Here is a 24244-nt window from a genome sequence, read left to right as displayed (position 1 = left end):
GCCCGGGAACTGGTCGACCACGGCACCCCCATCGACGCCGCCTGCCGCATCATCACCCTCGAAGACCAACTCCACGAAGCCAACCGCCGCAACCGGTCCCTCCAGAGCGAATCCGGCAGCTGACCTGCCACGAACATGATTCGGCACGCGGCCTCACCGCCGCGTGCCGAAGTGCTCTCTGGTCCACAATGGACCATTCCGCGATCGCTGGTCCCCCGGCGGAAATCCCCCATCAGCCCTCGGCGAGCACGCGCCCGCTGCACCCCCGGCCGGGGTGAACCGCCGGACGACGGCGAACGACCCCCTCTCGGCACGCGCCTGTTCCAGCGTGATCGACGCCGTCCCCGTCCAGGCCGCGGCGTGTGCCCACGCTTCAGCGACCCTCCTTCGCGCCTCTTGACGTCCCCTGGCGCCGGATGTTCTGATCTGGGAGCGCTCCCAGCCCCGTTGAAACCATCGAACACCGGATCAAAGGGAGTTCAATGAAGCGCTCCATCGCTGCGCTGGCGGCCGCCGGCGCGACGGTTCTCGGCTCCGCGGCCCTGGTGGTCATGCCCCCGGCCTCGGCCGCCGCGCAAGGCTGCCGGGTCGACTACACCGTCACCAACCAGTGGCAAGGCGGGTTCCAGGCGGGGGTGAAGGTCACCAACCTCGGCGACACGATCACCGGCTGGTCGCTGCAGTTCGCCTTCTCCGACGCCGGCCAGAAAGTGGCCCAGGGCTGGAACGCCACGTGGTCGCAATCCGGCGCGACGGCGACCGCGGCCAACGCCGAGTGGAACCGGACCCTGGCGGCGGGGGCGTCCACCGACCTCGGCTTCACCGGCACCACGACCGGCGCCAACCCGGTGCCGGCGTCGTTCACCCTGAACGGCGTGACGTGCACGGGGTCCACCGGCCCGACGCCGACGACGACCGGCACCCCCACCACGACCACCACGCCGCCGCCCGGGAGCACACCGCTGGCGGCCAACGGGCAGCTGCACGTCTGCGGCGTCCACCTGTGCAACGAGGCGAACCGGGCGATCCAGCTGCGCGGCATGAGCACGCACGGCCTCCAGTGGTTCGACTCCTGCTACAACGACGCGTCCTTGGACGCACTGGCGAAGGACTGGCACGCCGACCTGCTCCGCATCGCGATGTACGTGCAGGAAAAGGGCTACGAGACCAACGCGGCCTGGTTCACCGACCGGGTCAACAGCCTGGTCGGCGAAGCCGAGGAACGCGGGATGTACGCGGTGATCGACTTCCACACCCTCACCCCCGGCGACCCGAACTACAACCTCGACCGCGCCAAGACCTTCTTCGCGGCGGTGGCGGCGCGCAACGCGGCCAAGAAGAACGTGATCTACGAAATCGCCAACGAACCCAACGGCGTCAGCTGGAGCGCCATCAAGAACTACGCCGAGCAGGTCATCCCGGTGATCCGCGCCGCCGACCCGGACGCCGTCGTGATCGTCGGCACCCGCGGCTGGTCCTCACTCGGCGTCTCCGACGGCTCCAACGAAACCGAGATCGTCAACAACCCCGTCAACGCCACCAACATCATGTACACGTTCCACTTCTACGCCGCCAGCCACAAGGACAACTACCGCTCCACGGTGAGCCGGGCGGCCGCGAAGCTGCCCCTGTTCGTCACGGAGTTCGGCACGGTGACCGCCACCGGCGGCGGCACGCTGGACCAGTCGAGCACCACGGCCTGGCTGGACCTGCTCGACCAGCTGAAGATCGGGTACGCGAACTGGACGTACTCCGACGCGGACGAAAGCAGCGCGGCGCTGCGCCCCGGCACCTGCGCGGGCGGTGACTACGGCACCGGCACCTTGACCGCGTCCGGCGCCCTGGTCCGGAGCCGGATCAGCACTCCGGACAGCTTCTGATCCACCAGGCGGGGTTCCGTGCGCGGAACCCCGCCCCGCTTTCTCAACCACCAGGTTGACAACGCTCCCGGGACGGCCTAGCGTCTCGGTCAACCGACGAGTTGAGGAAGACAGGTGGACGAGAGCACCGAGCGGCTCAACCGGGCGTTCGCGGCACTGGCCGATCCGACCCGGCGTGACCTGGTGGCGCGGCTGGCCGGCGCGGACGCGACCGTCGGCGAACTGGCCGAGCCGTACGACATGAGCCTCCAGGCGGTTTCCAAACACGTGAAGGTGCTGGAGGAAGCCGGGCTGGTGACCCGCAGCAAGGACGCCCAGCGCCGTCCGGTGCACCTGGACGCCGAGGTGTTCGCCCTGATGACCGATTGGATCGACCGGTACCGGCGGCAGGCCGAGGAGCGTTACCAACGCCTCGACGCCCTGCTGGGCCGCATGACCGGCGACGAAGCACGACCCCGCGAGGACGCATCATGACCATGGCGAAGCACGAAGCCGAGATCCAGGCGGACGCGAAGGTCCCGACGATCCGGATCGTCCGGGACTTCGACGCCGTTCCCGAACACGTATTCCGCGCCCACGTCGACCCCGCGCTCTACGCGCAGTGGGTCGGGCCGCACTCGGTCACCACGAGGATCACGCGGTGGGACGCGCGCACCGGCGGCGAGTGGGCCTTCGCCAACGACCGGGACGGCGAGGAGATCGCCGCTTTCCGCGGCTGCTTCCACGAAGTGCGGCCGCACGACCGGATCGTGTGGACGTTCACCTACGACGGCGAGCCCGATGGGGTGGCCTTGGAAACGCTGACCCTCGAAGAGATCGAGGGCGGCCGCACCCGGCTGCGAGTGCTGAGTGTGGTGCCGGACTTCGAAACCCGGGACGGCATGCTGGCCGGCGGCATGGAAACAGGAATCACGGAGGGCTACGCCAAGCTCGACGAACTGCTCGCGAAGGAGGCCTGAGATGACACCGGCTCAGCAGCACACGGTCGACGCCGCCCGCTTCACCGAACTGGTCGAGTCGGCCTCGGCCGGCGACTGGGCGCGGCCGGCGCCGGTCGCGGACTGGACGGCGCTCGACGTCGTGAAGCACCTGGTCGAATGGCCGCGCGCCTTCCTCCGGGGCGCCGGGATCGAGCTCCCCGCGTTGGCCGTCGACGCCGGCCCGGCGGCCGCCTGGAAGCAGCACGTCGCCGACATCCAGGCCATCCTCGAGGACCCCGCCGGGCGCGTGCTGAGCAACCCGCACACCGGTGACCGGCCGGTGGACGAGGCGATCGACCAGTTCTACACGGGCGACATCTGGATGCACTCCTGGGACCTCGCCAAGGCGCTCGGCCGTGAGCCCGACCTGGGCGAGGAGCGCTGCGCCGGGGCACTGGCCGCGATGCGGCCGATGGAGCCGATGCTGCGCGACAGCGGTCAGTTCGGCCCCGCGGTGCCCGTCGACGACGGTGCCCCGGCCCAGGACAAGCTGATGGGCTTCCTCGGCCGCGACCCGGCTTGGCGGCCCTGAGCCCGGTTGGGCCGGTCGGTCACGGCCACGTGTTCGCGAGCCTCCGGAACGTCTCCGGGTCGCTGTGGATCGGCACCACGCAGAGGAGATGGCCCCCGGGCGCGCGCAGGGTGTGGCAGTCCAGCCAGCGGGAGACGGGTTCCGCGCCCAGCGCGGTCAGGCGGGCGACCTCCGCCGCGACGTCGTCGGTCTCGATGTCGACGTGGTAGCGGGGGGCGCCGTCGATCGCCTGGATGTCGACGATCAAGCCGGGGAGGGCACCGTCCAGGCCGGTGAACTGTTCTTCACCGGCCACGGAACGCGCCGGCGCGGCCAGCGCGGCGGACCAGAAGCCGGCCGCCACCTCGGCGTCGGCGGCGGGCGTGTCGATGAAGATCCCGAACAACCGGCTGCGGTGCACGGCGTGAGGCTAACCCGGGCGTGGTTCTCCCGCTGCGCAGCACCTCGACCGGCCGGCGGCAACGCACGTGCACACGAGGTCGATACAACGTTGTAAAGCGCTATTTACAACGTTGTATCGACCGGCTACCGTCTCCCCCTGCCGGTATCCGAGGATCACGAGGAGCGTCAGCATGCGCTCGCTTCGACGTCTGTGCACGGTCCTGACCGCTGTCGTCACCCTCTCCACCGCGGTGACCCCGGCGTCGGAAAGCAAGAGCGGCCCGCCACCGATGTACCCGGACGTCGGTCCCGGGACGCACCTGCTCGACCACGCCGCGAAGCTGACCGGCCTCCCCGATCCCGGCTGGTACGAGGCCAACATCCCCTTCGTCGACCTGCCCGACAAGGCGATCGAAGACACCTACTACTACCGGTGGCGCACCTACAAGGAAGCGCTCAAGTACACCGGCCCCGAGGACGGCTGGATCGTCTCGGAATTCCTCGGCCCGGTCGGCTACGCCGCCCCCGGCGGCGGGATCGACGCCGCGGCCGGGCACCACCTCTACGAAGGGCGGTGGCTGCGCGACCACCGCTACCTCGACGACTACCTCGACTACTGGCTGCGCGGCAGCGGCGCGGGCGCCAAACCGGCGACCGACGGGCTCAACGAAAACACCACGGACTGGGCCCACGAGTACTCGTTCTGGGCCGCCGACGCCGTGCTCGCCCGGGCGTCGGTCGACGGCCGGTGGGGCTTCGCGGTCGACCGGCTCCCCGAACTGCAACGGCAGTGGGCGGCGTGGTCGCCGCAGTTCGACCCGCAGCTGGGCCTCTACTGGCAGGTGCCGGTCTGGGACGCCATGGAGTACACGGCGAGCTCCTACCAGAGCCCGGATCCGTACCACGGCGGAGCGGGGTTCCGCCCGACGCTCAACGCCTACCAGTACGGCGACGCGCTGGCCATCGCGAACCTCCTGCGCCGGCGCGGCGCCCCCGGCGACCGGCAGCTCGCCGATCGGTACGAGCAGGACGCCCGATCCCTGCAGGCGAACCAGGAACGCGCCCTGTGGGACAGCGGCGACGGCTTCTACAAGCACGTGATGCGGGACGGCAATCCCCCGCGCGCCAAGATCGCGGACCGGGAAGAAATGGGGTTCGTGCCCTGGTACTTCCACATGGCACCGGCCGGCGCCGCCGCCGCGTGGGCGCAGCTGACCGATCCGGCGGGGTTCGCGGCGCCGTTCGGGCCCACGACGGTCGAACGGCGGAGCCCCTGGTTCATGCACGACGCGTTCGAGGGCTGCTGCCGCTGGTCGGGCCCCAGCTGGCCGTACGCGACGAGCCAGACGCTCACCGCGCTGGCGAACCTGCTGGTCGACTATCCCCCGCAGTCCTACGTCACCGCGCAGGACTACTACACGCTGCTGCGCGGCTATGCCCTCACCCAGCGCAAGAACGGCCTCCCGTACGTCGCCGAAGCGCACCACCCGGACGAGGACCGCTGGCTGTACGACTCCCCCGGGCACAGCGAGGACTACAACCACTCGACGTTCGACGACCTGGTGCTGTCCGGGCTGCTCGGCATCCGGCCCCAGCAGGGCGACCACGTGCGGCTCGCGCCCCTGGTTCCGTCCACTTGGGACCACTTCGCCGTCGAGAACGTCCCCTACCACGGACGCAACCTGACGGTCGCCTGGGACCGCGACGGCCACGTCTACCACCAGGGCGCCGGGCTGAGCGTCTGGCTGGACGGCAAGCTCGTGCACCGCCAAGCGGGTCTGACGGCGGTCGACGTACCGGTGCGCCCGGGCCCGGCGCCGGGCGCGCCCCACGTCGTCGACGACTTGGCGAACCCCGGCCGCACGGGCTATCCGGCCGCGTCCGCCTCCTACACCTGGCAGGGGGACAGCCCGGCGAACGCGATCGACGGCCAGGACTTCTCCCTCGACGTCCCGTCGACCCGCTGGACCAGCTACGGCAGCCCGAACCGGAGCGACTGGCTGGCGGTCGACCTCGGCGCGGCCACCGACGTCTCCGACGTCCGGATCTCCTTCTACGACGACGGTGGTGGCGTCCGCACGCCGGACGGCTACGCACTGCAGTACCGCACGGCGGACGGGTCGTGGGCCGACGTTCCCGGTCAGCAACGAGAACCGGGCGCACCGGTGCGGGGCAGGCCGAACCGGGTCGTCGTCCAGCCGCCGGTCCGCACGGACGGGCTTCGGGTGCTTCCGTCCAGAGTGGACGGTGGCGCCGTGGGCATCACGGCGGTGCAGGCGTGGCGCGCCGAGGACCAACGGCTCAGCGTCCAGCTCCAGGGCGGCGCCGATCCGACGCGGATCCGGCCCGGACAGACGGCCGAGTTCAGCGGAGTGGTCCGCGGAACCCAAGCGATGACCGTCCGGCCCGCGCTGACGCTGCCCCGCGGCTGGACGGCCCAGCCGATCGGCCCGGACGGCGACGTCCGGCTCACGCCCGGCCGGCCCGTGCGGCTGCGGTGGCGCGTGTCGGCCCCCGCGGACGCGCCGGTGGGCACCCGGGCACCGGTGCGGCTGCTGGTCGCCACGCTCGATCACGGCACCCCGGTGCGCAGCACCGCGGACGTGGTGCGGGCGGAGGTCGTGTTCGACCCCGCCGACTTCGGCACGCCGGTCTGGGACGACGACTTCACCGGCGCCCAGCCGAAGGCCTACCGGATCGGGGCGCGGTTCGGGGAACCGGTCCCCGAACTCGGCCAGGCGGACGGCGCCTTGGTGGCGTCCGCGAGCCGGCAGTCCTCCGCCGTGCTCGTGGCGCCGGTGAGCGCACCGGACGGCGACTTCGCGGTGGTCCTCGAACCCCGGGCGTTCGCCGGCGGCGCGCCCGAAGACAGCGTGCTCCTGGGCCGGGCCGCCGGACCGGACGACTTGGCCCTCGCCTGGTACAACAACCACTTCGGAACGTCCGGTGCGGACGTCCGGGCGGCCGGCCGGGACTACGGCGACGACGTCACCGGCGGGTGCTGCGCCGCGGTGACGTGGTCACCGGGCGACCGGTTCGCGGTCGTGTCCGACCACCGGGGCTCGATGACGAGCTGGCTCGGCCACCAAGGTCGGTGGCAGCTGCTGCGCACCATCCCGGTCGGCACGGCCGTCGACCCGCAGCGGCTCGCCGGCTGGTCCCCCGCGATCGGCCTGCGGCTGACCACCGGCCGGCTCACCCTCGACCGGCTGACCGTCGTGGCCCGCGGGCCGGCGTAAGCCCGTCAGAGCGCGGAGGCGATTGACAACCGCGGGCGCGCGGCGCACCCTGGGAGCGCTTCCAGACATCGCCGCCGGGACCGTTTCCGCCTGCCGCGGTACCGAAGCGGAAGGAGAGTCCATGGGATCCGCCTCCCGCCCGGCCGCCCTCGCCGCGGTCGCCGTGCTCGTGGTGGCGGTTTCGGTGTTGTGGCCCTGGAAGTCGGGCGCCGCCCCGGCCGCTCCCCTCGCGGGCAACGCCACCCGCTTCGACGCGCTCGGCGCCCCCTACGGCGGGTGCGGCTTGCCGCAGGACGTGCTCGACTCCCCGGATTTCGTGGCCCTGAACGTCTACCACACCCCCGGCGACTACAGCTTCTACCCGCGGCCGATCCCCCCTTCGCAGGCCGCCAAGATCGGCCTGTGGGACAACGGCCGCAACTGCGGGCGGTTCGTGCAGGTCACCATCGGCGACTACTGCACCGGGGTCAACGACGGCGCGCCGGGACAAGCGTTCTGCCGCAACGGGTCCTGGGTGTCCGACGGCTACGCCGGCGCCCGGCTGACCATGGTCGTGGCCGACAGCTGCGGCGACGCAAACGCCTGGTGCCGCGACGATCCCGGCCACCTCGACCTCTCGACGGCGTCGCTCAACCGGTTCGTGAAGAACGGCGTCCCGGTCGGGGACATGAACCCCGCGCACTGGAACAACCGGCGGATCTCGTGGTCCTACGTGCCCGCCCCGGACTACACCGGCGACCTGAAACTCGGCTTCCTCCAAGGCGCGCAACGGTATTGGACGGCGATCGCCGTCTCGCACCTGCCCAACGGCGTCCACGGCGTGGAGTTCCTCGGCGCGGACGGCACCTGGCAGCAGGCACAACCGGACAGCGATCTGGGACAGGCCTTCGTCATCGGCCCCACCACCACGGCGGGCACCGGGTACGCGATCCGGGTCCGGGACGCGAGTGACGCGCTCGTCAACGACGGCCGCGTCTACCGCTTCACGTTGCCGGACCAGTGCCTTTCGGGGTGCGCGGCCGCCTACACCGCCATCGGCTACACGACCGGAACCAGCACCCCGACCCCGACCACCACTCCCACCACCCCGACCGCCCCGGCCGGGGCGTCGTGCACGGCGACCGCCGCGGTGACGTCGTCCTGGACCGGCGGCCACCAGCTGGAATTCACCGTGCGGAACACCGGGCCGGCCGCGCTTTCGGGCTGGACCACGTCGTTCTCGTTCGCGGACACCCAGCAGGTGACCAGCTCGTGGAACGCCGTGCCGGCCCAGACGGGCCGGCAGGTGCAGGCGGCCAACCGGACCTACAACGGGGCACTGGCCGCCGGGGCGGCGACGACCTGGGGCGCCGTCGTCACCGGCGCGGCCCAGCCGTTGGCCGGGTTGGCCTGCACCGCCCGGTGATCCTCAGCCGATCGACGCCCAGAACCCGGTCAGCGCCGCGGCGGCGGGCGCCGGGTCGTGGGTCATCCACCAGTGACCCGCCCCTTCGAGAACAACGACACGAGCCCCCGCGCGGGCGGCCGACCGGCGGCGTTGTTCCTCGGTGCCGGCGACGTGATCGGCCGTGGCCAGGACGGCAAGGCCCGGGCGAGCCGCCGCGCGCTCCAGCGGCAGCCCCAAGCCGGGCGCGCCCGCCGCGGCGGCGGACCGGTACAGGGTGAGCACCGCGCGGCCCATCGCCTCGTCCTGACCCGCCGCGACGCGGGCCGCGACCGCCCCTTCCATCCCCCGCTCCACCAGCACCGCCGCGCGTTCCTCCACGGTGCTACCGAACCGCGCCGCGACGTCGGCCTCCCCGACCCCCGGCGTCTGCCAGCGGCGGGCGAGTTCGTGCCACTCGTACCCGGGGTCGTACATCCCGAGCGCGTCGCTGACCCAGCTGCGGACCAGGTGCGGGTGACTCAGCACGACGTTCACCACGTGCCCGCCGCCGAAGTCGTGGCCCACCAGGTCGACCGGCTCGCCGAACGCCGCGAGTTCGCCGGCCAGCCAGTCGCGGTAGGCCGCGGGGGTGCCGCCGAACCCGGCGGGTACGGGTGCACCGAAACCGGGCGGCGACAGGCAGACCAGGTCCGGCCGCGACGGCGTGAGCTCGGCCAGCAGCGGCTCCCAGACCGCCGCCGTCTCGGGGTTGCCGTGGACGAACACCGCCGGCATCAGGCCACGACCGGCGTGGTCGGCTGCAGGACCGATTCGACCAGCGCCTCGGTGCGCAGGTGAGTGATCGCCTGGTACTCGGGGTCGCGGATCATGGCCGCGAACGCCTTCCGGTCCGGGTAGCGGACCAGCACCACCATGTCCCAGGCCTGCCCCTCCTCGGCGACGAGCGGCGGGCCACCGGTGCCGAGGTACTCCACCGCCAGGCCGTAGCGGGGGTTGAGCTCACGGCCGACGGCTTCGGCGTAGCGCTGGTAACTCTCGCGGCCGCCGTCCGGGCGGAACCGCAGCAGGTTGAGCATCACGACCGGGCCGCCCGGGTCGTCGGCGAGCAGGGCGTCGAGGGCGCGGTCTTCGATTTCGATCATCGGAACCTCCTGGAGTCGTCGCCGTCACTGTACACATACTTGTTGACCAACACGCAAGTTACTTTGCTAGACTCGAGCCCATGCCCACCGCACGCCGCACCCAGCAGGAACGCCGCGACCAGGCCGAAGCCGCACTGCTGACCGCCGCCGCCGAACTCGTCGTCGAGCAAGGCGTGCGTTCGCTGACGCTCGCCCGCGTCGGCGAACGCGCCGGCTACAGCCGCGGCATCGTCACCCACCACTTCGGCGCGAAGCAGGCTCTGGTCGAACGGCTGGCGCGCGCCACCCAGGCCGGCTTCGTCCCGGGTCTCGAGGACCTGCCCCCCGGCCTCGACCGCCTGCTGCGGCTGATCGACGGCTACCTCGGCGAGCTCGGCCGGATCGGGGTGTTCAACCAGGCGTTCCTCCTGCTGTGGACGGAGGCGGCCACCCAGCCGGAACTGGCCCCGATCTTCCGCGAGCGGGACGCCGCTTTTCGCGCGGACCTGAGCGAAGACGTCCGGGCCGGCATCGAGGACGGCACCATCGACGCGAGCGTCAGCGCGGACGACGTCGCGATCGCCGTCGTCGGGCAGCTGCGCGGGATCGCGCTGCAGCGGCTGCTCGATCCCGGGAGCGTCGACACCGAGGCGCTGCGCCGGAGCGTCACCGGCTACTGGCGCCGGACCCTCCGGCGTTGAACGTCGCGGGACGGAGCCGGAGTCCCGCGGGTCAGCGGTGCTCCCCCCGCAAGGAGTACCGGCGCTCGGCGTAGGCAAGATCGTCCCGCCACAACCGGGCGGCGGCGCGGCGCATGAACGGCCGCAGGACGGGTGCGAGGCGCATCGCCTTGGCGAAGCCCGGACGGTCGGACGCGGCGATCGTCGCCTCGATCACCGCCGTGCGCGGGCGGCCGTCGGTGTCCGGGCCGAGCGGGGTTGCGTGGGTCTCCACCACACTGCCGGTGCCCTCACCGTCCACAATGGTCATCAGGACCGTGCGCGGGCCGGGGCAGGTGAACTCGGCGACCACCGGTACGCCGATCTTGCCCGCGAGCCGGAACGTCACCTCGACGACGAACCGGTCGTCGGCCTCCGCGACGTCGACGCCCTGCGGGGCCGACAGCACGCGCAGCCGCGCGAACGAATACGGGTGGAACCACGCGCCGTGCCACGGGTCGAGGCGGTTCGCGACGACGTCTTCGGGCTCGCAGACCCCGGCCAGCGTCGCGACGGCGTCGACCGTGGTGCCGCGCGGGCGGACCGGCACGACCGGGCGTTCGGTGGGCTGCTCGCCGCCGAGCCGGTCGAGGCGGACCCACGCCAGCACCCCGTCGTCGTACGACGGCAATGGTGTCCACCCGGGACGGTCCGCGCCGACGCGCAGGCCGTGCCACCGGCAGACCAGCTCACCGCAGTGCACCCGCGCCTGCTCCAGCGGCGCGCCGAGGTGGGGGCACGCGCCCGGGCCGACGAGCAGCGCGCCGTCCGGCCCGCGCCACGCGACCAGCTCGCGCCCGCCCACCCGCACCCCGAGCGGCCGGTCGGCGCGCACTTCCCGCCCGGCCGCGAAGACGAACCAGTTGCCCGACGGCCGGGCGCCCGCCCGTTTGACCGCCGCCTCGATCAGGGCGGGGCTGCAGTCCGCGTAGGTGGGTTCCTGCCGGGCCCACGCCGGCTCGCGGAACGGCTGCACCGGCCAGCGCGCCGGCCAGCGCTCGATCACCTGCCGCTTGAAGTCCACCAGATACGCTCCCGCCCGAGACGGCCGGCCGGGCGACCGGCACGCGAGCCATCCTCGGGCATTTGGAGCGGTTGCGCAACGCTTTGCCGGGTCGCCGGGCGCGGGTTCACGCCTTCAGGCGTTCCGCGGCCAGCTCGAGCGCGGCAGCCAGGTCCCCGACCCAGGCGACGTCCCGCTCGGTGCGGTTCCCCCACCCCGGCCCCGCCACGGCGATGTCGAAACCACGCCGCCGCAGCCGCTGGGCCAGCTGGCCGTCGGCGGTGCCGGCGGACATCGACCAGAGGAACACCACCACGGGGGCGAGCTTGGCCGCGATGGCGGTCGTCGTCTCGGCGGGCACCATCTGCCCCAGGTAGACCGCGGGGATGCCGACCTCCACCATGGCGGCCCGCAGCACCTCCATCGGCAGGCTGTGCCGCTCCTGGGGGCAACAAGCCAGCAGCACCGCCCGGCCGGGCGGGGTGTTCGCGAACCCGGCGCTGTACCGCTGCAGGCCGAGCGAGATTTCCCCGGTCAGCGCCCATTCGGCGTCGAAGCACACGTCGCCGCGCGACCAGCGGTCGCCGAGGTGGCGCAGCACCGGGACGAGCACCTCGGTCCACGCCGCGGCCGGTCCGAGCGCGTCCAGCGTTTCGTCCAGCAGCGCGGCCAGCGCCGCGAAGTCGAGGCTCTCCGCGGCCCGTTGGAGTTCTTCGATGTGCCGGTCCACGGAGACTTCGGGAGCCACGTCTTCGGGGCCCGAGAACGCGGCCGCGGCGGCTTCACGAGCCCGCATGCCGCGGTCGATGAGCCGCTGCATGTACTGCAGCCGGCGCACGTCGGCGTCGGAGTAGCGCCGGTGCCGCCCGTCGTCACGCAGCGTGGGACCGACCCCATAACGGGCGGCCCAGGTGCGCAGCGTCACCGGCGAGACGCCCAGCAGTTCGGCGACCTTGCCGGGCGTCCACGAGCCCGCGGCCCGAGACCCGTCCCCACCACTCACCGCGTCGGCGTCCATCAACACCACGTTCCCCACCGCCCGCCACCCTGGACAAATCTGTGGCTCGAGCCGCAGTTTATCCGGCTGAGGCACGTTTCCGGGCAGAGAGCCCCCGACCGGATGGATCGATTGGGCAGCGCTTGCCTGCGGTCACCGGCGTCGGCTGCGAGAATGCCCGGATGGACCATGCGCTTCCGCATCGATTTCCGGGGACTCAGTGGCGCCGAGGCGGGTGCGCTCGGCGCTGAGGGTCAGCCGGTACCCGAGCAGCAGCAGCACGTGGAGCAGGTAGAGCCACAGGAGCAACGCCGACACCGCACCGACCGCCGCGAGACCGCCGAACGGCACGCTCCAGTCCAGCGGGATGGCCAGGAACAGGAGGAACCCGTGGAAGAAGCCCGCGAGGACGGCGGCCACGGCGAACGCGCCGGCCACCAGCGGCCCGCGGCGCACGCCGCGCGGGGCACTGCCGGCGAACACGATCGCGGTCACCGCGGAGATGATCAGCCAGTCGACGTGGAACGACAGCGCGATGCCCCAGAACGCCGGCCCGCCGCCGCCCTGGTAGCGGTCGGCCACCGCGTCGGCGGTGGCCAGCGGCGCGATCGCCAGGGTCGGGCTGAGGACCAGGACGGGCACGAACATCAGGCGCCCCCGCCAGCCGACGAGGGCGCCGGCGCGCTGCCCGGCGACCTGGACCAGGCCGCGCAACAGGCCTTCGCCGTAGAAGGTGGCCGGCAGCAGGGTGACGGCCAGCGCGGTCCACGGGGTGCCGAGCGCGGCCGTGGCCAGGGCCTCGAGCACCGGTCCCGGGCCGTGGCCGGCGGGCAGCGCGGCGGCCCAGCGCGAGACGCCGTGGCGGACGAACCCCGGCGACCCGAGGAACGCGGCACCCCGGAGGGCGACCAGCGCCAGCGGGACGACGGCCAGCGCGGCGAAGAACGTGACGCCGGCGGCCCACAGGGACACGTCCCGGCCCCGGAGCTCCCGGCCGGCGTCCCGCAGGACCACGCCCGCCCAGCGGGCCACCTCCGCGGCGCTCACGCCGGCCCGCCGGCCCGCGCAGCCGACGACGGGGTCGCCGGGTGGTCCCGTGTGCACGAGCACGACGTGTCCGCCAACGTGCTCGCCGTCGGCTGGCTGCGGGCGATCCACCTGCTGGCCCGGCCGGTGCTGGGCGTGCCACCCGACGTGCTGACCGGCTGCGGGGTGCTGAGCGCGCTGGCCGCGGTCTGGCTGGCCTCGCCGGCCGGCGCCGCGCCGTGGCTCGCCCTCGCGGCGATCGTGGCCACCGGGGTCTTCGACGGCCTGGACGGCGCGGTCGCGTTGCGCACCGGGCGGGCCCGGCCGCTGGGCGCGGTCCTCGACGCGGCGGCCGACCGGCTCACCGAACTGTGCTTCGTGGCCGTCCTGCTCGTGCTCGGGGCGCCCGCCGCGTGGTGCGCGGCCATGGCCGTGCTGCTCCTGCTGCACGAGTACGTCCGGGCCCGCGCGCAGGCCGCGGGCATGCGCGGCGCCGGCGCGATCACCGTCGCCGAGCGGCCGACGCGCCTGGTCGTCACGGCTGTCGCCGTCACGGGGTCCGCGCTGGCTCCGGCCGGGACGCCGTGGACGGGCTGGCCGTGGGGCACGACCTGCGCGGTGCTGGGCACCGGTCTGTCACTCATCGGCCTGGCTCATCTCTGGGTGGGCGTCGCGCGGGCGGTCGGCCGGCCCGACGAGCCCGGCCACGATCTCGGCTGACAGCGCGACCAGCGGCAGGCCGCCGCCGGGGTGGGCCGAGCCCCCGGTGAGGTACAGGCCGGGCACCGGGCTCGCGTTCGCCGGGCGCAGGAGCGCCGCGCGAGGCCCGTTGGACGACGCCCCGTAGATCGCCCCGCCCGGTGCGCCGGTGTCACGTTCGAGGTCGGCCGGGGTGCGGATCTCCCGCCACCGCAGGCGGTCGCGCACGTCCAGGCCCCGGACGGCGAGGACGTCGAGCACCCGGTCCGCGTAACGCGCCGCCAGCCCCGGCGTGGTCCAGTCGACCCCGGCCGCCGGATCGTGGCGCGGCGCGTTCACGAGCACGAACCAGGATTCGCACCCCGGCGGGTGCAGCCGGGGGTCGTCGGGCGCGCAGACGTAGATCGTGGGGTCTTCGACCGGCCGGGGAGCCCGGCCGAAGATCGCGTCGAACTCGGCGTCGTAGCGGGCCGGGAAGAGCACGCGGTGGTGGCTGCGGTCCGGCGTCGTGCCACGCACCGCGAGCAGCAGGACGAACCCCGCCAAGGACGGCTGCGTCCGCCGCAAAGCCCGCCGCGGCTTGCGCGTCCGGGCGTCGTCGAGCAGGTCGCCGTAGACGTGCGTCGCGTCCGCGTTGGCCACGACGACCGGAGCGGCGAGCCGTTCGCCGTCCGCCAGCCGCACCCCGCGGACGCCCGCGGCGCCCGTTTCGATCGCGACGACCTCCGCGTCCGTCCGGATCTCGACCCCCAGGGCGACGAGCCGGTCGACCAGGGCGTCCCCCAGCCGGCGCAGGCCGCCGCGGACGTGCCAGGCGCCGAATTCCTGCTCCACGAACGGGACGACGCTCAGCACGGCGGGCAGCCGCCGCGGGTCCGAGCCGGTGTAGGTGGCGTAGCGGTCCAGCAGCATCCGGGCACGCGGATCGGTCAGCCGGCGGCGCCCGGCCCCGCGCAACGTCCGCCACGGCGCGATCGCGGCGAGGTCCCGGATCCCCCTGGCGTGCCTGAGCAGGTCCCGGGACCCGTTCAGGGGGCGGCGCAGCACCGGCTCGCCGACCAGCCCCCAGAGCCGTTCGGCGTCGCGCATCAGCCCGCGCCACTCTTCGCCGGCGCCGCGGCCGAAGGCCGCTTCGAGCGCGTCGGGGACGGCCGCGCGCTCGTGCGGCACGGCCAGTTCGGTGCCGTCGGCGAACCGGTAGCGGCAGGCCGGGTCGACCGGGACGATGTCGACCAGCTCGTCGAGGTCGGCGCCCGTGGCCGCGAAGAGCTCGCGGTAGACCGAGGGCAAAGTCAGCAGCGAAGGACCGGTGTCGAAGGTGAAGCCGTCCCGGGTGCGGGTGCCGAGCTTGCCTCCGCACACCGCCGATCGCTCGAGCACGGTCACCCGGTGCCCCGCGGCGGCCAGCCGGGCCGCGGACGCGAGGCCGCCCATGCCGCCGCCGACCACCACGACGTCGCTCACGCGGCACCCCGGCGCGGCAGCGGACGGCCCTTCCAGACCAGCCTGCCCGCGTACCGGGCCCGCCACGACCGGCCGATGAGCCCGGCCAGTGCGAGGACCGAGACGGGGTGGGCCAGGCTGTCCGGCCACACCCGGCCGCCGGTGCGGCGGGCCGCCACGACCCGGCCGGCGACCCCGGCCGCGTACCCGAGCAGACCGGCCCGCGAACCGCACAGGGCCGCGGCGGCCGGGAGCACCCACACGACGAAGAACAGCCCGGCGATCGCCAGCGCCGCCGGGGCCGAGCCGGTGGCCGACCAGAGCGACTTGGTGTAGCCGTCGCGCAGCTGCGCCCACGTCGGGTACATGTGGCACTCCGCGACCCGGCTGCCGTCCGCGACCACCCCGCGGCCGCCGGCGCGTTTCACCGCGCGCATCAGGGCGATGTCGTCCAGCACTTCGCCGGCGACCGCGGCGAACCCGCCGCACCGGCGCAGCACCGCGGCGTCGATGACGAAGAACTGGCCGTTGGCGGCGGCGAGCGACGGCCGCGGCGACGTCTCGGCGAGCCGCAACGGCAGCAGCACGAGCCACGACCACTGCAGCAGCGGCTGCACCAGCCGGGCAGCCGGGCCTTCGGCGCGCTGGCGCGGAAACGGCGAAACCGCGTCGAGGCCCGCCTCGCGCAGCAGCGAAACCGCGGCGGCGACGGCGTCGGGCGCGAGCACGACGTCCGCGTCGACGCAGACGAGCACACTCCCCCGCGCCCGCCGGGCGAGCTGGTGACACGCGTGGGGCTTGCCCAGCATCCCCGGCGGGGGTTCGGCGCCGGTCAGCAGCGTGACCCGCGGGTCCGCCCCGGCGACCCGGCGGACGACGGCGGCCGTGCCATCGGTGGAACAGTCGTCCAGCACCAGGATTTCCGCGTCGTCGAGACCGCGCTGCGCCAGCAGCGAGCGCAGGGCCGGGGTCACGCGGGCGGCCTCGTCGCGCAGGGGCAGCAGGATCGACACGGTTTCTCGGCACCGCGCCGGCCCTTCGCGTGGCGCCCGGACGATCCGCGCGTTGTAGGCCGCGTGCCCGGCACCGATGACCGCGCCGAGGGCCCCGGCGCGCACGATCACGCGGATACGCGAGCCCATCGGCATCCCCTTCCCATCCGGATGGCGAACGGCACGGCCACCGCGCCCATGAGAACGCCCCCGGCGACGGCCACCCAGGGCCTGCCGAAGAACGCGAAGTGCGCCCACACCGACGAAAACCACGTCCAGAGGTACAACGCGGGCGCCGGACCGGCGCCCGCGCCGGGAATCGGATCCGGCGGCCGCGGCACCCACCGGTGCAACGCGGCCTGGATCAGGACGGCGACCAGCAGCCAGCCCGCGAAGTTCGTCACCGGGATGCCGTGCACCAACGGCAACGAAGGCTCGGGAGAAGACCAGACCCAGTACCCCTCGTCCACCATCTGGGGGTCGAGGAACACGTCCCACGCCGCCAGCGCGCACGCCGCCACCACGCCGGCCGGCTTCCCGGCCAGGGCGCGCCCGGCGAGCAACGCCGGCCACGCCATCATCAGCCAGGCGAGCGGGACGATCCCCGGAACGCCGGCGACGGGCCAGCCGAGCACCCCGGTGTATTCGTAGCGCCCGAACGGGAATCCGGTGTGCAGGCCCGCCACCTCGGCCAGCAGCCCGCCGCCGCCCGCCACGACCACCAGTGCGACCACGGCGCGGGCGCCGGAGCGGGACCACGCGTCGGCCAGGGACGCCGCCGCGAAGCAGAGCACGGTGAGGACGGTCAACGGGGTACGGCCACCCGGATCGGTCACCGAGTAGAGGATCTGGCAGAGCACGGTGGCGGCCGCGCAAAGCCAGGCGGCCAGTGCGGGCGGGGCCGGGCGGCGACGGGTGAATGCGGCCGCCCCCTTCGGAGAATGGCTGGATGATCGGCGGAGAATGGGGAGAAGAATGGTCGACAAGCACCCGGCGACGCCCTGGGTGTGAGCAGGGCGTCGCCGGGTACCCGAACCCACGCCCGCGAGCGGGACGGGGGGTTCGCCGGGGCGGCGCGTGGCATCGCCGCCCCGTCCACAGGAAAGCCGATTCCGATGCAGCATCGATCCAATCCACCGCCGTTCGTCGGGCCACCAGACGATCTGGGCTGGTCACGGACGCTTCATCGGGTTCAAGTAGACAAGCTACACCACATGTGAAACGGTTGCGAATCGAATAGGCTGACGGCTGGAGGGCGGCGGATGACCGCGACCATGACGACGACGGGGGACGCCCCCACCGGTGGTGCGCCCGCCGAGCGGCTGGACGCGCTGGGCCGGCGGTGCCTCGCCGAGGCGCACGGCTTCGTGAGCGCGCGGGCGGCGGAACACTTTTCCGGGCGCAGCGAGGGAAAGCTCGCGGAAACCGCGGTGCCGGAATTCGTCGCGGGCGGAAAATGTCTCCGCCCGCTTTTCGCGTACGTGGGGTGGCGGTGCGGGCAACCGGAATCCGACGCCGCGATCCGGGCGGCCGCCGCGCTGGAACTGCTGCACTGCTTCGCCTTGGTCCAGGACGACGTGATGGACGGCTCGGCGTTGCGCCGCGGCCGCACCGCCCTGCACGTCCGGTTCGCCCGGTGGCACGAGGAGCAGGGCTGGGCGGGCTCGGCGTCCCGGTTCGGCGAGTCCGCCGCGATCCTGTTCGGCGACCTCTTCCTGGTGTGGTCCGAGCAGATGCTGCGCGAAAGCGGGCTGGCGGCGGCGCAACTGGCGCGCGGCTGGGCGCACTACGACGCGATGCGGGCCGAGCTGGCCGTCGGGCAGCTCGCCGACCTGGTGAACGACGCGCGGGCCCTGCCCAGCTGGGACACGTTGCTCGACGTCCTGCGCCGCAAGTCCGGCAACTACACGGTGCGGCGGCCGCTGGAGTTCGGCGCGGCGCTGGCCGGGTGCGGCCCGGAGCTGATGGCCGGGCTGGCCGAATTCGGTGGCCTGGTGGGCGAGGCGTTCCAGCTCCGCGACGACCTGCTGGGCGTGTTCGGCGATCCGGCCACCACGGGCAAGCCGGCCGGGCAGGACCTGCGCGACCGCAAGGCATCCAGCGTGATCGTGCTCGCCGCGGCGATGGCCGACCGGCGCCGGCAGGCCGACTTCGCCGAGCTGCTCGAGTTGCCCACGGTGGACGACGAAGCGGTCGGACGCTGGCGGGAACTCATCGTGGCCACCGGCGCGCGCGAGCGCATGGGCGAGCTGATCAGGGAACGAGCCGACAAAGCCCTCGCGGCGATCGACCCCGCGGTGGTGCCGCGCCACGCCGGCGACCTGCTCGCCGCCCTCGCGGCACGCTGCACGGAGCGGGACCGATGAGGGGCGAGCTGAGCCCGGAACAAGCCGCCAAGGCACCCGCCCCCACCGCAACCCCGCACCACACCGGCAATCCGCCCGCCGCGCCCGCGGCCCGAGGCATGGAGCGCGACCGATGAAGACCGTGCCCGGACCGGTGAACCGCGTCGTCGTCGTCGGGGCCGGGTTGGCCGGCCTGGCCGCGGCCCTGCACCTGGCCGGGCGGGGGCGGGAGGTCACCGTCCTCGAACGGGATCCGGGGCCGGGCGGCCGCGCGGGGCGCGTCGAACGGAACGGCTACCTGCTCGACACCGGCCCCACCGTGCTGACCATGCCGTCGATCCTGGGCGACACCTTCGCCGCGGTCGGCGCCGAGCTCACCACCGAACTGCCGCTGACCCGGCTCGACCCGGCGTACGTCGCGCAGTTCGCCGACGGCAGCACGCTGCCCGTGCACACCGACGCGGCCGCCATGACCGACGCGGTCCGCGACTTCGCGGGCCCGGCCGAGGCCGCGGGCTACACCCGGCTGCGCGACTGGCTGACGCAGCTGTACCACGCCGAGTTCGGCCGGTTCATCGACGCGAACATCGACTCCCCGCTCGGCATGCTCCGGCCGGAACTGGCGCGCCTCGTGGCGTTGGGCGGCTTCCGGCGGCTGGACGGCCAGGTCGGCCGGTTCCTCGCCGACGAGCGGCTGAAGCGCGTCTTCACCTTCCAGGCGCTCTACGCGGGCGAATCCCCGATGCACGCGCTGGCCCTCTACGCGGTCATCTCGTACATGGACACCGTCGGCGGGGTCTACTTCCCGCCCGGCGGCATCGCGGCCCTGCCCCAGGCGCTGGCCCGCGTCGCGGCCCACGCCGGGGTGAAGTTCGGCTACGGCGACGCCGTGAGCGAGCTCGAACGGGCCGGAGCCCGCGTCACCGCGGTCCGCACCGCCGCCGGGGCCCGCTACCCGTGCGACGCCGTCGTCCTCACCACCGAGCTGCCCGAGAGCCACCGGCTGCTCGGCCGGCACCCGCGACGGCCTGTCCCGCTCCGGGCCGCGCCCTCGGCGCTCGTCGTGCACGCCGGCGGCCCCGCCCGGCACCCGGCGATCGCCCACCACACGATCTCCTTCGGGCACGGGTGGCGGTCGACGTTCGACGAGCTGATCGCGCAAGGCAGGCGGATGAGCGATCCGTCGCTGCTCGTCACGCGGCCGACCGCGTCCGATCCCGGGCTCGCCCCGCCCGGCCGCGAGCTCTACTCCGTCCTCGCCCCGGTGCCCAACCTCGACCACGGCCGCGTGGACTGGGCCGCCGAGACCGCGTCCTACGCCGAAGAAATCCTCGACGTGGCCCGCGGACGGCTCCTGCCCGGCTTCGAACCGGAGTTCACGCACGTGCTCGGCCCGGCCGAATGGGCCGACCGCGGCCTCGTCGCCGGGACGCCGTTCAGCTACGCGCACTCCTTCGTCCAGACCGGGCCGTTCCGGCCGCGGAACCTCCCCCGCGGGACGGAAAACGTGGTCCTGGCCGGTGGCGCCACGGTTCCCGGCGTCGGCGTGCCGACCGTGCTGATCTCCGGCAGACTGGCCGCCGACCGGATCACCGGAGGGACCCGATGACCCGACGCGAACTCGACGCCGCCGGCATCACCGAACCGGGGCTGCGCTCGGCCTACACGTGGTGCCGCGAGCTCAACGCCCGGCACGGCCGCACGTACTTCCTCGCGACGCGGCTGCTGACCCCGGCGCAACGGCCCGCGATCCACGCGCTCTACGGCTTCGCCCGCCGGCTCGACGACATCGTCGACGAACCGGACGACGACGCCACCCCCGAAACGCTCGCCCGGCGGCTGCGGGAGGTCGAGACCCGCTTCCTCGCCGACCTCGACGCCGGCGCGAGCGAGGACCCCCTGCTGACCGCCGTGATCGACACGGCGGCCCGGTACACCCTCGCCGAGGCGTACTTCCGGGCGTTCTTCACCTCGATGCGGATGGATCTCACCGTCACCGGTTACGCCACGCGCGATGAGCTCGACACCTACGTGCACGGCTCGGCCGAGGTGATCGGGCTGCAGGTGCTGCCGGTGCTCGGCTTCGTCGCGCCACGCGCGGAGGCCGAGCCGAGGGCGGCCGCGCTGGGCAAAGCGTTCCAGCTCACCAACTTCCTGCGCGACGTCGCCGAGGACCTGGAGCGCGGGCGCGTCTACCTGCCGGCCGACGAGCTGGCCGCGCACGGCGTCGACCGCGACCGGCTGGCGTGGTGCGCCCGGCGGGGCCGGGCCGATCAGCCGGTGAAGGCCGCGATCCGCCACCAGATCGCCGTCACCCGCGAGGTGTACGCCGAGGCCCGGCCGGGGATCGCCATGCTGCACCCGGTTTCCCGCCCGTGCGTGGCCACGGCGGCGACCTTGTACGGGGGGATCCTCGACCGCATCGAAGACGCCGGCCACGACGTCTTCGCCGGGCGCGCGGCGGTCTCCCGCGGGCAGCGGCTGGCGGTCGCGTGCGGGGCGGTGGCGCGCACGCAGTGGGCCCGCCGGCGGCACCCCGCTCCGGCGCTCCCGGCGGCGGTGGGCTGAGGTGGGCAAGGCCGAATACCTCGTCGTGCTGGCCGCGTGCGTCCTCGTCACCCTGCCGCTGGAGCTGGCGGGCGCGCGCGTGTACCGGCAGCCCCGGCGGCTGGCCCGCGCGGTGCTGCCGGTCGCGCTGGTGTTCCTCGTCTGGGACGCGCTGGCGATCGCCGGCGGGGTCTGGGACTACGCACCGGAGCACGTCACCGGCATCCGCGCCCCCTTCGCCGTGCCGCTGGAGGAAATCCTGTTCTTCGTCGTGATCCCCCTCTGCGGGGTGCTGACCTACGAGATCGTCCAGCTCACCCTCGCGGTGCTGCTGCGGCGGCGCGGCAGGCAGGAGGTGCGCCGGTGATCCCGTGGGGCTACACCGTGCCCGCGGCCGCCGCGGTGGCCGCGGTCGTGCTGGCCGAACTCTTCCTGCTGCGCACGGGGTTGTTCCGCCGCCCCGCCTACTGGATCACGATCGCCATCGTGACCGCGTTCCAGATCCCGGTGGACGGCTGGCTGACCAAGCTGTCCGACCCGATCGTGCGCTACGCGCCGGAGCACGTCACGAACTGGCGCCTACCGTGGGACATCCCCGTCGAAGACTTCCTCTTCGGCTTCGCGCTCGTGACCGCCGTGCTGCTGGGGTGGGAACGAGCCGACCCCCGCCGGGAGCGAACATGAGCGCGATGGCGAAGGACGGTCTGCCCCGCGGCACCGTCCCGTCGGCCTTCGACACCGAAGCGCGGTGGTACGACCGGCTGGTCGGTGCCAATCCGGGCTACCACGAACACCTCCGGCTCTCGGCGCAGCGGCTGGCGCTGCCGGCGGACGCGACGGGCCTGCGGCTGCTGGACGCCGGCTGCGGCACCGGCGCGTCGACGGCCGCGCTGCTGTCCGTGGCGCCCGGGGCGCGGATCACCGCCTTCGACGCCTCCGGGGAGATGCTCGCGCGGGCCAGGGCCAAGGACTGGCCGGACGGCGTGACCTTCGTCCACACGCCGGTCGAGGACCTCGCCGGGATTTCCGGCCCCTTCGACGCGATCCTGGCGGCGTACCTGCTGCGCAACCTCACCCAGCCGACCCGGCAGCTGCGGCGGCTGCGCGGGCTGCTGCGCCCCGGCGGCCGCATCGCGGTCCACGAATACTCCGTCCACGACTCGCGGCGCGCCCGGTGGGTGTGGAACGCGGTCTGCGCGGGCGTGATCATCCCGCTGGGGAAGGTCACCACCGGCGACGCGACCCTCTACCGGCACCTGCGCCGCAGCGTCCGGGAATTCGACGGGATCGCCGCACTCGCCGGCCGGCTGTCCGACGCCGGGTTCACCGACGTCCGGACCGCCTCGATGCCGGGCTGGCAGCACGGCATCGTCCACACCGTCCTCGGCACCAACCCGCAGGAGCACCCGTGACCCGTCCCCTCGGCACCGACCGCCGGATCGAAACGCGGCCGGCCCCGCCCGGCCTGACCGACGCGGGGCTGCTCGGCAGGCGCCCGACCGCGGCGGTCGTCGGCGGCGGCATCGCGGGCCTCACCGCGGCCACCGGGCTGGCCGAGCGGGGTGTCACCGTGACGCTCTTCGAGCGGGACGGCCACCTGGGCGGGCGGGTCGGCGGCTGGGCCGACCGGCTGCCGGACGGGACCGCGGTGACGATGAGCCGGGGTTTCCACGCTTTCTTCCGCCAGTACTACAACCTCCGGTCACTGCTGATGCGCACTGATCCCTGGCTGGACCGGTTGACCCCGCTGGCCGACTACCCGCTGCTGGACGCCGAGGGCCGCACGGACACCTTCGCGGGTCTCCCCCGCACGCCGCCGTGGAACGCGCTGGCGTTCGCCTGGCGCAGCCCGACGTTCACCCCGCGGGACCTGGTGCGCATCAACGGCCGCGGGGCCCTGCCGCTGGCGACGGTCAGCGTGCCGGAGATCTACCACCGGCTCGACGGCACCGACGCCGCGAGCTTCCTCGACGCGATCAACTTCCCCGACGCGGCCAAGCACCTGGCGTTCGAGGTGTTCTCCCGGAGCTTCTTCGCCGATCCCCGTGAGCTTTCCGCGGCGGAACTGGCGACCATGTTCCACCTGTACTTCCTGGGCTCCAGCGAAGGCCTCGTGTTCGACGTCCCCACCGAGCCGTTTCCCCAGGCGCTGTGGGACCCGCTGGCCGGCTACCTGGCCGATCGCCGGGTGACGATCCGGACCGGCACCCCGGTGGCGTCCCTCGACCGCACTTCCGAAGGATTCGCGGTCACGACGGCGGAAGGCACCACGCCGTTCGACAGCGTCGTGCTCGCCTGTGACGTGCGGGGGCTGCAGGAGATCGTCGCCGCGTCGCCCACGGTCGCCACGCCGGAGTGGCGAGCCGCCGTCGCCGGGTTGCGCACGGCACCGCCGTTCCTCGTCCGCCGGCTCTGGCTCGACCGGCCCGTCGACGCGGCCCGGCCGCCTTTCCTCGGCACCGGGAGCGTCCCGCCGCTGGACAACATCAGCCTGCTCGACCGCTACGAGGGCGAGGCACGGCGGTGGGCGGCGCGCACCGGCGGCTCGGTCGTCGAACTGCACGCCTACGCGGCCACGACCGACGACCGCGAGACGCTGGTGAAGGCCGTGGACGACCGGCTGCACGCGATCTACCCCGAAACCCTCGACGCGCGGGTCAGCGCCTCGATTTCGTTGTGGCGGGAGGATTGCCCGCTCTTCGGGCTGGGCGACTTCGCGCGCCGCCCGGCGGTCGTCACGCCGGATCCGGCGCTGGCACTGGCCGGTGACGGCGTGCGGATCGACCTGCCGGTCGCGCTGATGGAACGCGCGGCCACCACCGGCTGGGCCGCGGCCAACACGCTCCTGCAAGGCTGGGGGCTCGCCGGGCACCCGCTGCGTTCAGTGCCCAACCGCGGCCGGATCGGCCTGCTGAACCGGCTCGCCTCGGCGAAGGCCTTCGGCGGGTGAGCG

General features: G+C 73.6%; 24 protein-coding genes and 1 pseudogene. 16 read left to right on the top strand and 9 right to left on the bottom strand.

From position 1 onward, the window contains the following. The 5 genes and pseudogenes from AB0M80_RS28745 to AB0M80_RS28725 all read left to right on the top strand — a co-directional run. A pseudogene (locus AB0M80_RS28745) lies at positions 1-123 on the top strand (MerR family DNA-binding transcriptional regulator); the annotation flags it as partial. A gap of 359 nt (positions 124-482) precedes the next feature. After that, the gene (locus AB0M80_RS28740; protein WP_364571175.1) at positions 483-1880 is read left to right on the top strand and encodes a cellulase family glycosylhydrolase; all 1398 of its coding nucleotides are present in this window, start codon (positions 483-485) and stop codon (positions 1878-1880) included. Positions 1881-1994: 114 nt separating this feature from the next. Next, positions 1995-2354, top strand: a complete 360-nt coding sequence (locus tag AB0M80_RS28735; RefSeq protein WP_364571173.1) for a metalloregulator ArsR/SmtB family transcription factor — start codon at positions 1995-1997, stop codon at positions 2352-2354. After that, the gene (locus tag AB0M80_RS28730) at positions 2351-2839 is read left to right on the top strand and encodes an SRPBCC family protein (protein ID WP_364571171.1); all 489 of its coding nucleotides are present in this window, start codon (positions 2351-2353) and stop codon (positions 2837-2839) included. The genes AB0M80_RS28735 and AB0M80_RS28730 overlap by 4 nt, the downstream gene beginning before the upstream one ends. Position 2840: 1 nt before the next feature. Then, positions 2841-3392, top strand: coding sequence for a TIGR03086 family metal-binding protein (locus tag AB0M80_RS28725; RefSeq protein ID WP_364571169.1), 552 nt, complete (start codon positions 2841-2843; stop codon positions 3390-3392). A 19-nt stretch (positions 3393-3411) separates the two neighbouring features. Here AB0M80_RS28725 and AB0M80_RS28720 read toward each other — a convergent pair whose 3' ends face one another. Then, the gene (locus AB0M80_RS28720) at positions 3412-3792 is read right to left on the bottom strand and encodes a VOC family protein (RefSeq protein WP_364571168.1); all 381 of its coding nucleotides are present in this window, start codon (positions 3790-3792) and stop codon (positions 3412-3414) included. 172 nt (positions 3793-3964) lie between these two features. Here AB0M80_RS28720 and AB0M80_RS28715 point away from each other — a divergent pair, with 172 nt between their 5' ends. Then, positions 3965-7012, top strand: coding sequence for a discoidin domain-containing protein (locus AB0M80_RS28715; RefSeq protein WP_364571166.1), 3048 nt, complete (start codon positions 3965-3967; stop codon positions 7010-7012). 121 nt (positions 7013-7133) lie between these two features. Continuing rightward, positions 7134-8417 carry a cellulose binding domain-containing protein gene (locus AB0M80_RS28710; RefSeq protein WP_364571164.1) on the top strand — a complete coding sequence of 428 codons (1284 nt, stop codon included), beginning with the start codon at positions 7134-7136 and terminating at the stop codon, positions 8415-8417. 3 nt (positions 8418-8420) lie between these two features. Here the strand turns inward: AB0M80_RS28710 and AB0M80_RS28705 are convergent, their stop codons facing one another. Both AB0M80_RS28705 and AB0M80_RS28700 read right to left on the bottom strand, forming a co-directional pair. Next, positions 8421-9173: an alpha/beta hydrolase gene (locus AB0M80_RS28705; RefSeq protein ID WP_364571162.1), complete on the bottom strand. Its 753-nt coding sequence runs from the start codon at positions 9171-9173 to the stop codon at positions 8421-8423. Beyond that, complete coding sequence (locus AB0M80_RS28700; protein WP_364571160.1) at positions 9173-9541, bottom strand: DUF1330 domain-containing protein; 369 nt, start codon at positions 9539-9541, stop codon at positions 9173-9175. The genes AB0M80_RS28705 and AB0M80_RS28700 overlap by 1 nt, the downstream gene beginning before the upstream one ends. Positions 9542-9621: 80 nt before the next feature. Here AB0M80_RS28700 and AB0M80_RS28695 point away from each other — a divergent pair, with 80 nt between their 5' ends. Next, positions 9622-10221 (top strand): TetR/AcrR family transcriptional regulator, encoded by a 600-nt coding sequence (locus AB0M80_RS28695; RefSeq protein WP_364571158.1) that lies wholly within the window; start codon positions 9622-9624, stop codon positions 10219-10221. Positions 10222-10252: 31 nt separating this feature from the next. Here AB0M80_RS28695 and AB0M80_RS28690 read toward each other — a convergent pair whose 3' ends face one another. The 3 genes from AB0M80_RS28690 to AB0M80_RS28680 form a co-directional block, all read right to left on the bottom strand. Then, complete coding sequence (locus AB0M80_RS28690; RefSeq protein ID WP_364571156.1) at positions 10253-11263, bottom strand: DUF5914 domain-containing protein; 1011 nt, start codon at positions 11261-11263, stop codon at positions 10253-10255. Positions 11264-11369: 106 nt separating this feature from the next. Further along, positions 11370-12260 carry a MerR family transcriptional regulator gene (locus AB0M80_RS28685; protein ID WP_364571198.1) on the bottom strand — a complete coding sequence of 297 codons (891 nt, stop codon included), beginning with the start codon at positions 12258-12260 and terminating at the stop codon, positions 11370-11372. 132 nt (positions 12261-12392) lie between these two features. Beyond that, the gene (locus AB0M80_RS28680; RefSeq protein ID WP_364571154.1) at positions 12393-13349 is read right to left on the bottom strand and encodes a YhjD/YihY/BrkB family envelope integrity protein; all 957 of its coding nucleotides are present in this window, start codon (positions 13347-13349) and stop codon (positions 12393-12395) included. Between AB0M80_RS28680 and AB0M80_RS28675 the strand changes: the two genes are divergently transcribed. Next, entirely contained in the window at positions 13338-13985 is a 648-nt protein-coding gene (locus tag AB0M80_RS28675; protein WP_364571152.1) for a CDP-alcohol phosphatidyltransferase family protein, read from the top strand. The genes AB0M80_RS28680 and AB0M80_RS28675 overlap by 12 nt on opposite strands. Here the strand turns inward: AB0M80_RS28675 and crtI (AB0M80_RS28670) are convergent. From crtI (AB0M80_RS28670) to AB0M80_RS28660, 3 genes are read right to left on the bottom strand one after another with little or no spacing between them, the layout of a single operon-like run. Beyond that, complete coding sequence (crtI, locus tag AB0M80_RS28670; protein WP_364571151.1) at positions 13902-15428, bottom strand: phytoene desaturase family protein; 1527 nt, start codon at positions 15426-15428, stop codon at positions 13902-13904. The genes AB0M80_RS28675 and crtI (AB0M80_RS28670) overlap by 84 nt on opposite strands. After that, positions 15425-16549 carry a glycosyltransferase family 2 protein gene (locus AB0M80_RS28665; protein ID WP_364571149.1) on the bottom strand — a complete coding sequence of 375 codons (1125 nt, stop codon included), beginning with the start codon at positions 16547-16549 and terminating at the stop codon, positions 15425-15427. The genes crtI (AB0M80_RS28670) and AB0M80_RS28665 overlap by 4 nt, the downstream gene beginning before the upstream one ends. Beyond that, the gene (locus tag AB0M80_RS28660; RefSeq protein ID WP_364571147.1) at positions 16528-17235 is read right to left on the bottom strand and encodes a carotenoid biosynthesis protein; all 708 of its coding nucleotides are present in this window, start codon (positions 17233-17235) and stop codon (positions 16528-16530) included. The genes AB0M80_RS28665 and AB0M80_RS28660 overlap by 22 nt, the downstream gene beginning before the upstream one ends. A gap of 426 nt (positions 17236-17661) precedes the next feature. On the opposite strand from AB0M80_RS28660, the gene AB0M80_RS28655 reads away from it, so the two are divergent. The 7 genes from AB0M80_RS28655 to AB0M80_RS28625 all read left to right on the top strand — a co-directional run bounded on the left by AB0M80_RS28655 (position 17662) and on the right by AB0M80_RS28625 (position 24241). Continuing rightward, positions 17662-18765, top strand: a complete 1104-nt coding sequence (locus AB0M80_RS28655) for a polyprenyl synthetase family protein (protein WP_364571145.1) — start codon at positions 17662-17664, stop codon at positions 18763-18765. Positions 18766-18877: 112 nt separating this feature from the next. Next, entirely contained in the window at positions 18878-20353 is a 1476-nt protein-coding gene (gene crtI, locus AB0M80_RS28650; protein ID WP_364571143.1) for a phytoene desaturase family protein, read from the top strand. Beyond that, on the top strand, positions 20350-21312 hold the full coding sequence (locus tag AB0M80_RS28645; protein WP_364571141.1) for a phytoene/squalene synthase family protein: 963 nt from the start codon (positions 20350-20352) through the stop codon (positions 21310-21312). The genes crtI (AB0M80_RS28650) and AB0M80_RS28645 overlap by 4 nt, the downstream gene beginning before the upstream one ends. Position 21313: 1 nt before the next feature. Further along, the gene (locus AB0M80_RS28640) at positions 21314-21658 is read left to right on the top strand and encodes a lycopene cyclase domain-containing protein (protein WP_364571139.1); all 345 of its coding nucleotides are present in this window, start codon (positions 21314-21316) and stop codon (positions 21656-21658) included. After that, positions 21655-21975, top strand: a complete 321-nt coding sequence (locus tag AB0M80_RS28635; RefSeq protein ID WP_364571138.1) for a lycopene cyclase domain-containing protein — start codon at positions 21655-21657, stop codon at positions 21973-21975. The genes AB0M80_RS28640 and AB0M80_RS28635 overlap by 4 nt, the downstream gene beginning before the upstream one ends. After that, complete coding sequence (locus tag AB0M80_RS28630) at positions 21972-22703, top strand: class I SAM-dependent methyltransferase (RefSeq protein ID WP_364571136.1); 732 nt, start codon at positions 21972-21974, stop codon at positions 22701-22703. The genes AB0M80_RS28635 and AB0M80_RS28630 overlap by 4 nt, the downstream gene beginning before the upstream one ends. Beyond that, positions 22700-24241, top strand: a complete 1542-nt coding sequence (locus AB0M80_RS28625) for an NAD(P)/FAD-dependent oxidoreductase (protein ID WP_364571134.1) — start codon at positions 22700-22702, stop codon at positions 24239-24241. The genes AB0M80_RS28630 and AB0M80_RS28625 overlap by 4 nt, the downstream gene beginning before the upstream one ends. Positions 24242-24244: the final 3 nt, after the last annotated feature.

The organism is Amycolatopsis sp. NPDC051045, from assembly GCF_040682955.1.
Classification (GTDB): Bacteria; Actinomycetota; Actinomycetes; order Mycobacteriales; family Pseudonocardiaceae; genus Amycolatopsis.
The sequence above is the reverse complement of the archived record's forward strand: the minus strand, read 5'-3'. Positions and strand labels throughout refer to the sequence as shown.

Excerpts from the sequence above, each read along its gene's own strand:
- AB0M80_RS28740 (WP_364571175.1), top strand. The coding sequence starts at position 483 with ATGAAGCGCTCCATCGCTGCGCTGGCGGCCGCCGGCGCGACGGTTCTC.
- AB0M80_RS28730 (WP_364571171.1), top strand. The coding sequence starts at position 2,351 with ATGACCATGGCGAAGCACGAAGCCGAGATCCAGGCGGACGCGAAGGTC.
- AB0M80_RS28725 (WP_364571169.1), top strand. The coding sequence starts at position 2,841 with ATGACACCGGCTCAGCAGCACACGGTCGACGCCGCCCGCTTCACCGAA.
- AB0M80_RS28715 (WP_364571166.1), top strand. The coding sequence starts at position 3,965 with ATGCGCTCGCTTCGACGTCTGTGCACGGTCCTGACCGCTGTCGTCACC.
- AB0M80_RS28710 (WP_364571164.1), top strand. The coding sequence starts at position 7,134 with ATGGGATCCGCCTCCCGCCCGGCCGCCCTCGCCGCGGTCGCCGTGCTC.
- AB0M80_RS28705 (WP_364571162.1), bottom strand. The coding sequence starts at position 9,173 with ATGCCGGCGGTGTTCGTCCACGGCAACCCCGAGACGGCGGCGGTCTGG.
- AB0M80_RS28700 (WP_364571160.1), bottom strand. The coding sequence starts at position 9,541 with ATGATCGAAATCGAAGACCGCGCCCTCGACGCCCTGCTCGCCGACGAC.
- AB0M80_RS28695 (WP_364571158.1), top strand. The coding sequence starts at position 9,622 with ATGCCCACCGCACGCCGCACCCAGCAGGAACGCCGCGACCAGGCCGAA.
- AB0M80_RS28685 (WP_364571198.1), bottom strand. The coding sequence starts at position 12,260 with ATGGACGCCGACGCGGTGAGTGGTGGGGACGGGTCTCGGGCCGCGGGC.
- AB0M80_RS28665 (WP_364571149.1), bottom strand. The coding sequence starts at position 16,549 with ATGGGCTCGCGTATCCGCGTGATCGTGCGCGCCGGGGCCCTCGGCGCG.
- AB0M80_RS28655 (WP_364571145.1), top strand. The coding sequence starts at position 17,662 with ATGACCGCGACCATGACGACGACGGGGGACGCCCCCACCGGTGGTGCG.
- crtI (WP_364571143.1), top strand. The coding sequence starts at position 18,878 with ATGAAGACCGTGCCCGGACCGGTGAACCGCGTCGTCGTCGTCGGGGCC.
- AB0M80_RS28645 (WP_364571141.1), top strand. The coding sequence starts at position 20,350 with ATGACCCGACGCGAACTCGACGCCGCCGGCATCACCGAACCGGGGCTG.
- AB0M80_RS28630 (WP_364571136.1), top strand. The coding sequence starts at position 21,972 with ATGAGCGCGATGGCGAAGGACGGTCTGCCCCGCGGCACCGTCCCGTCG.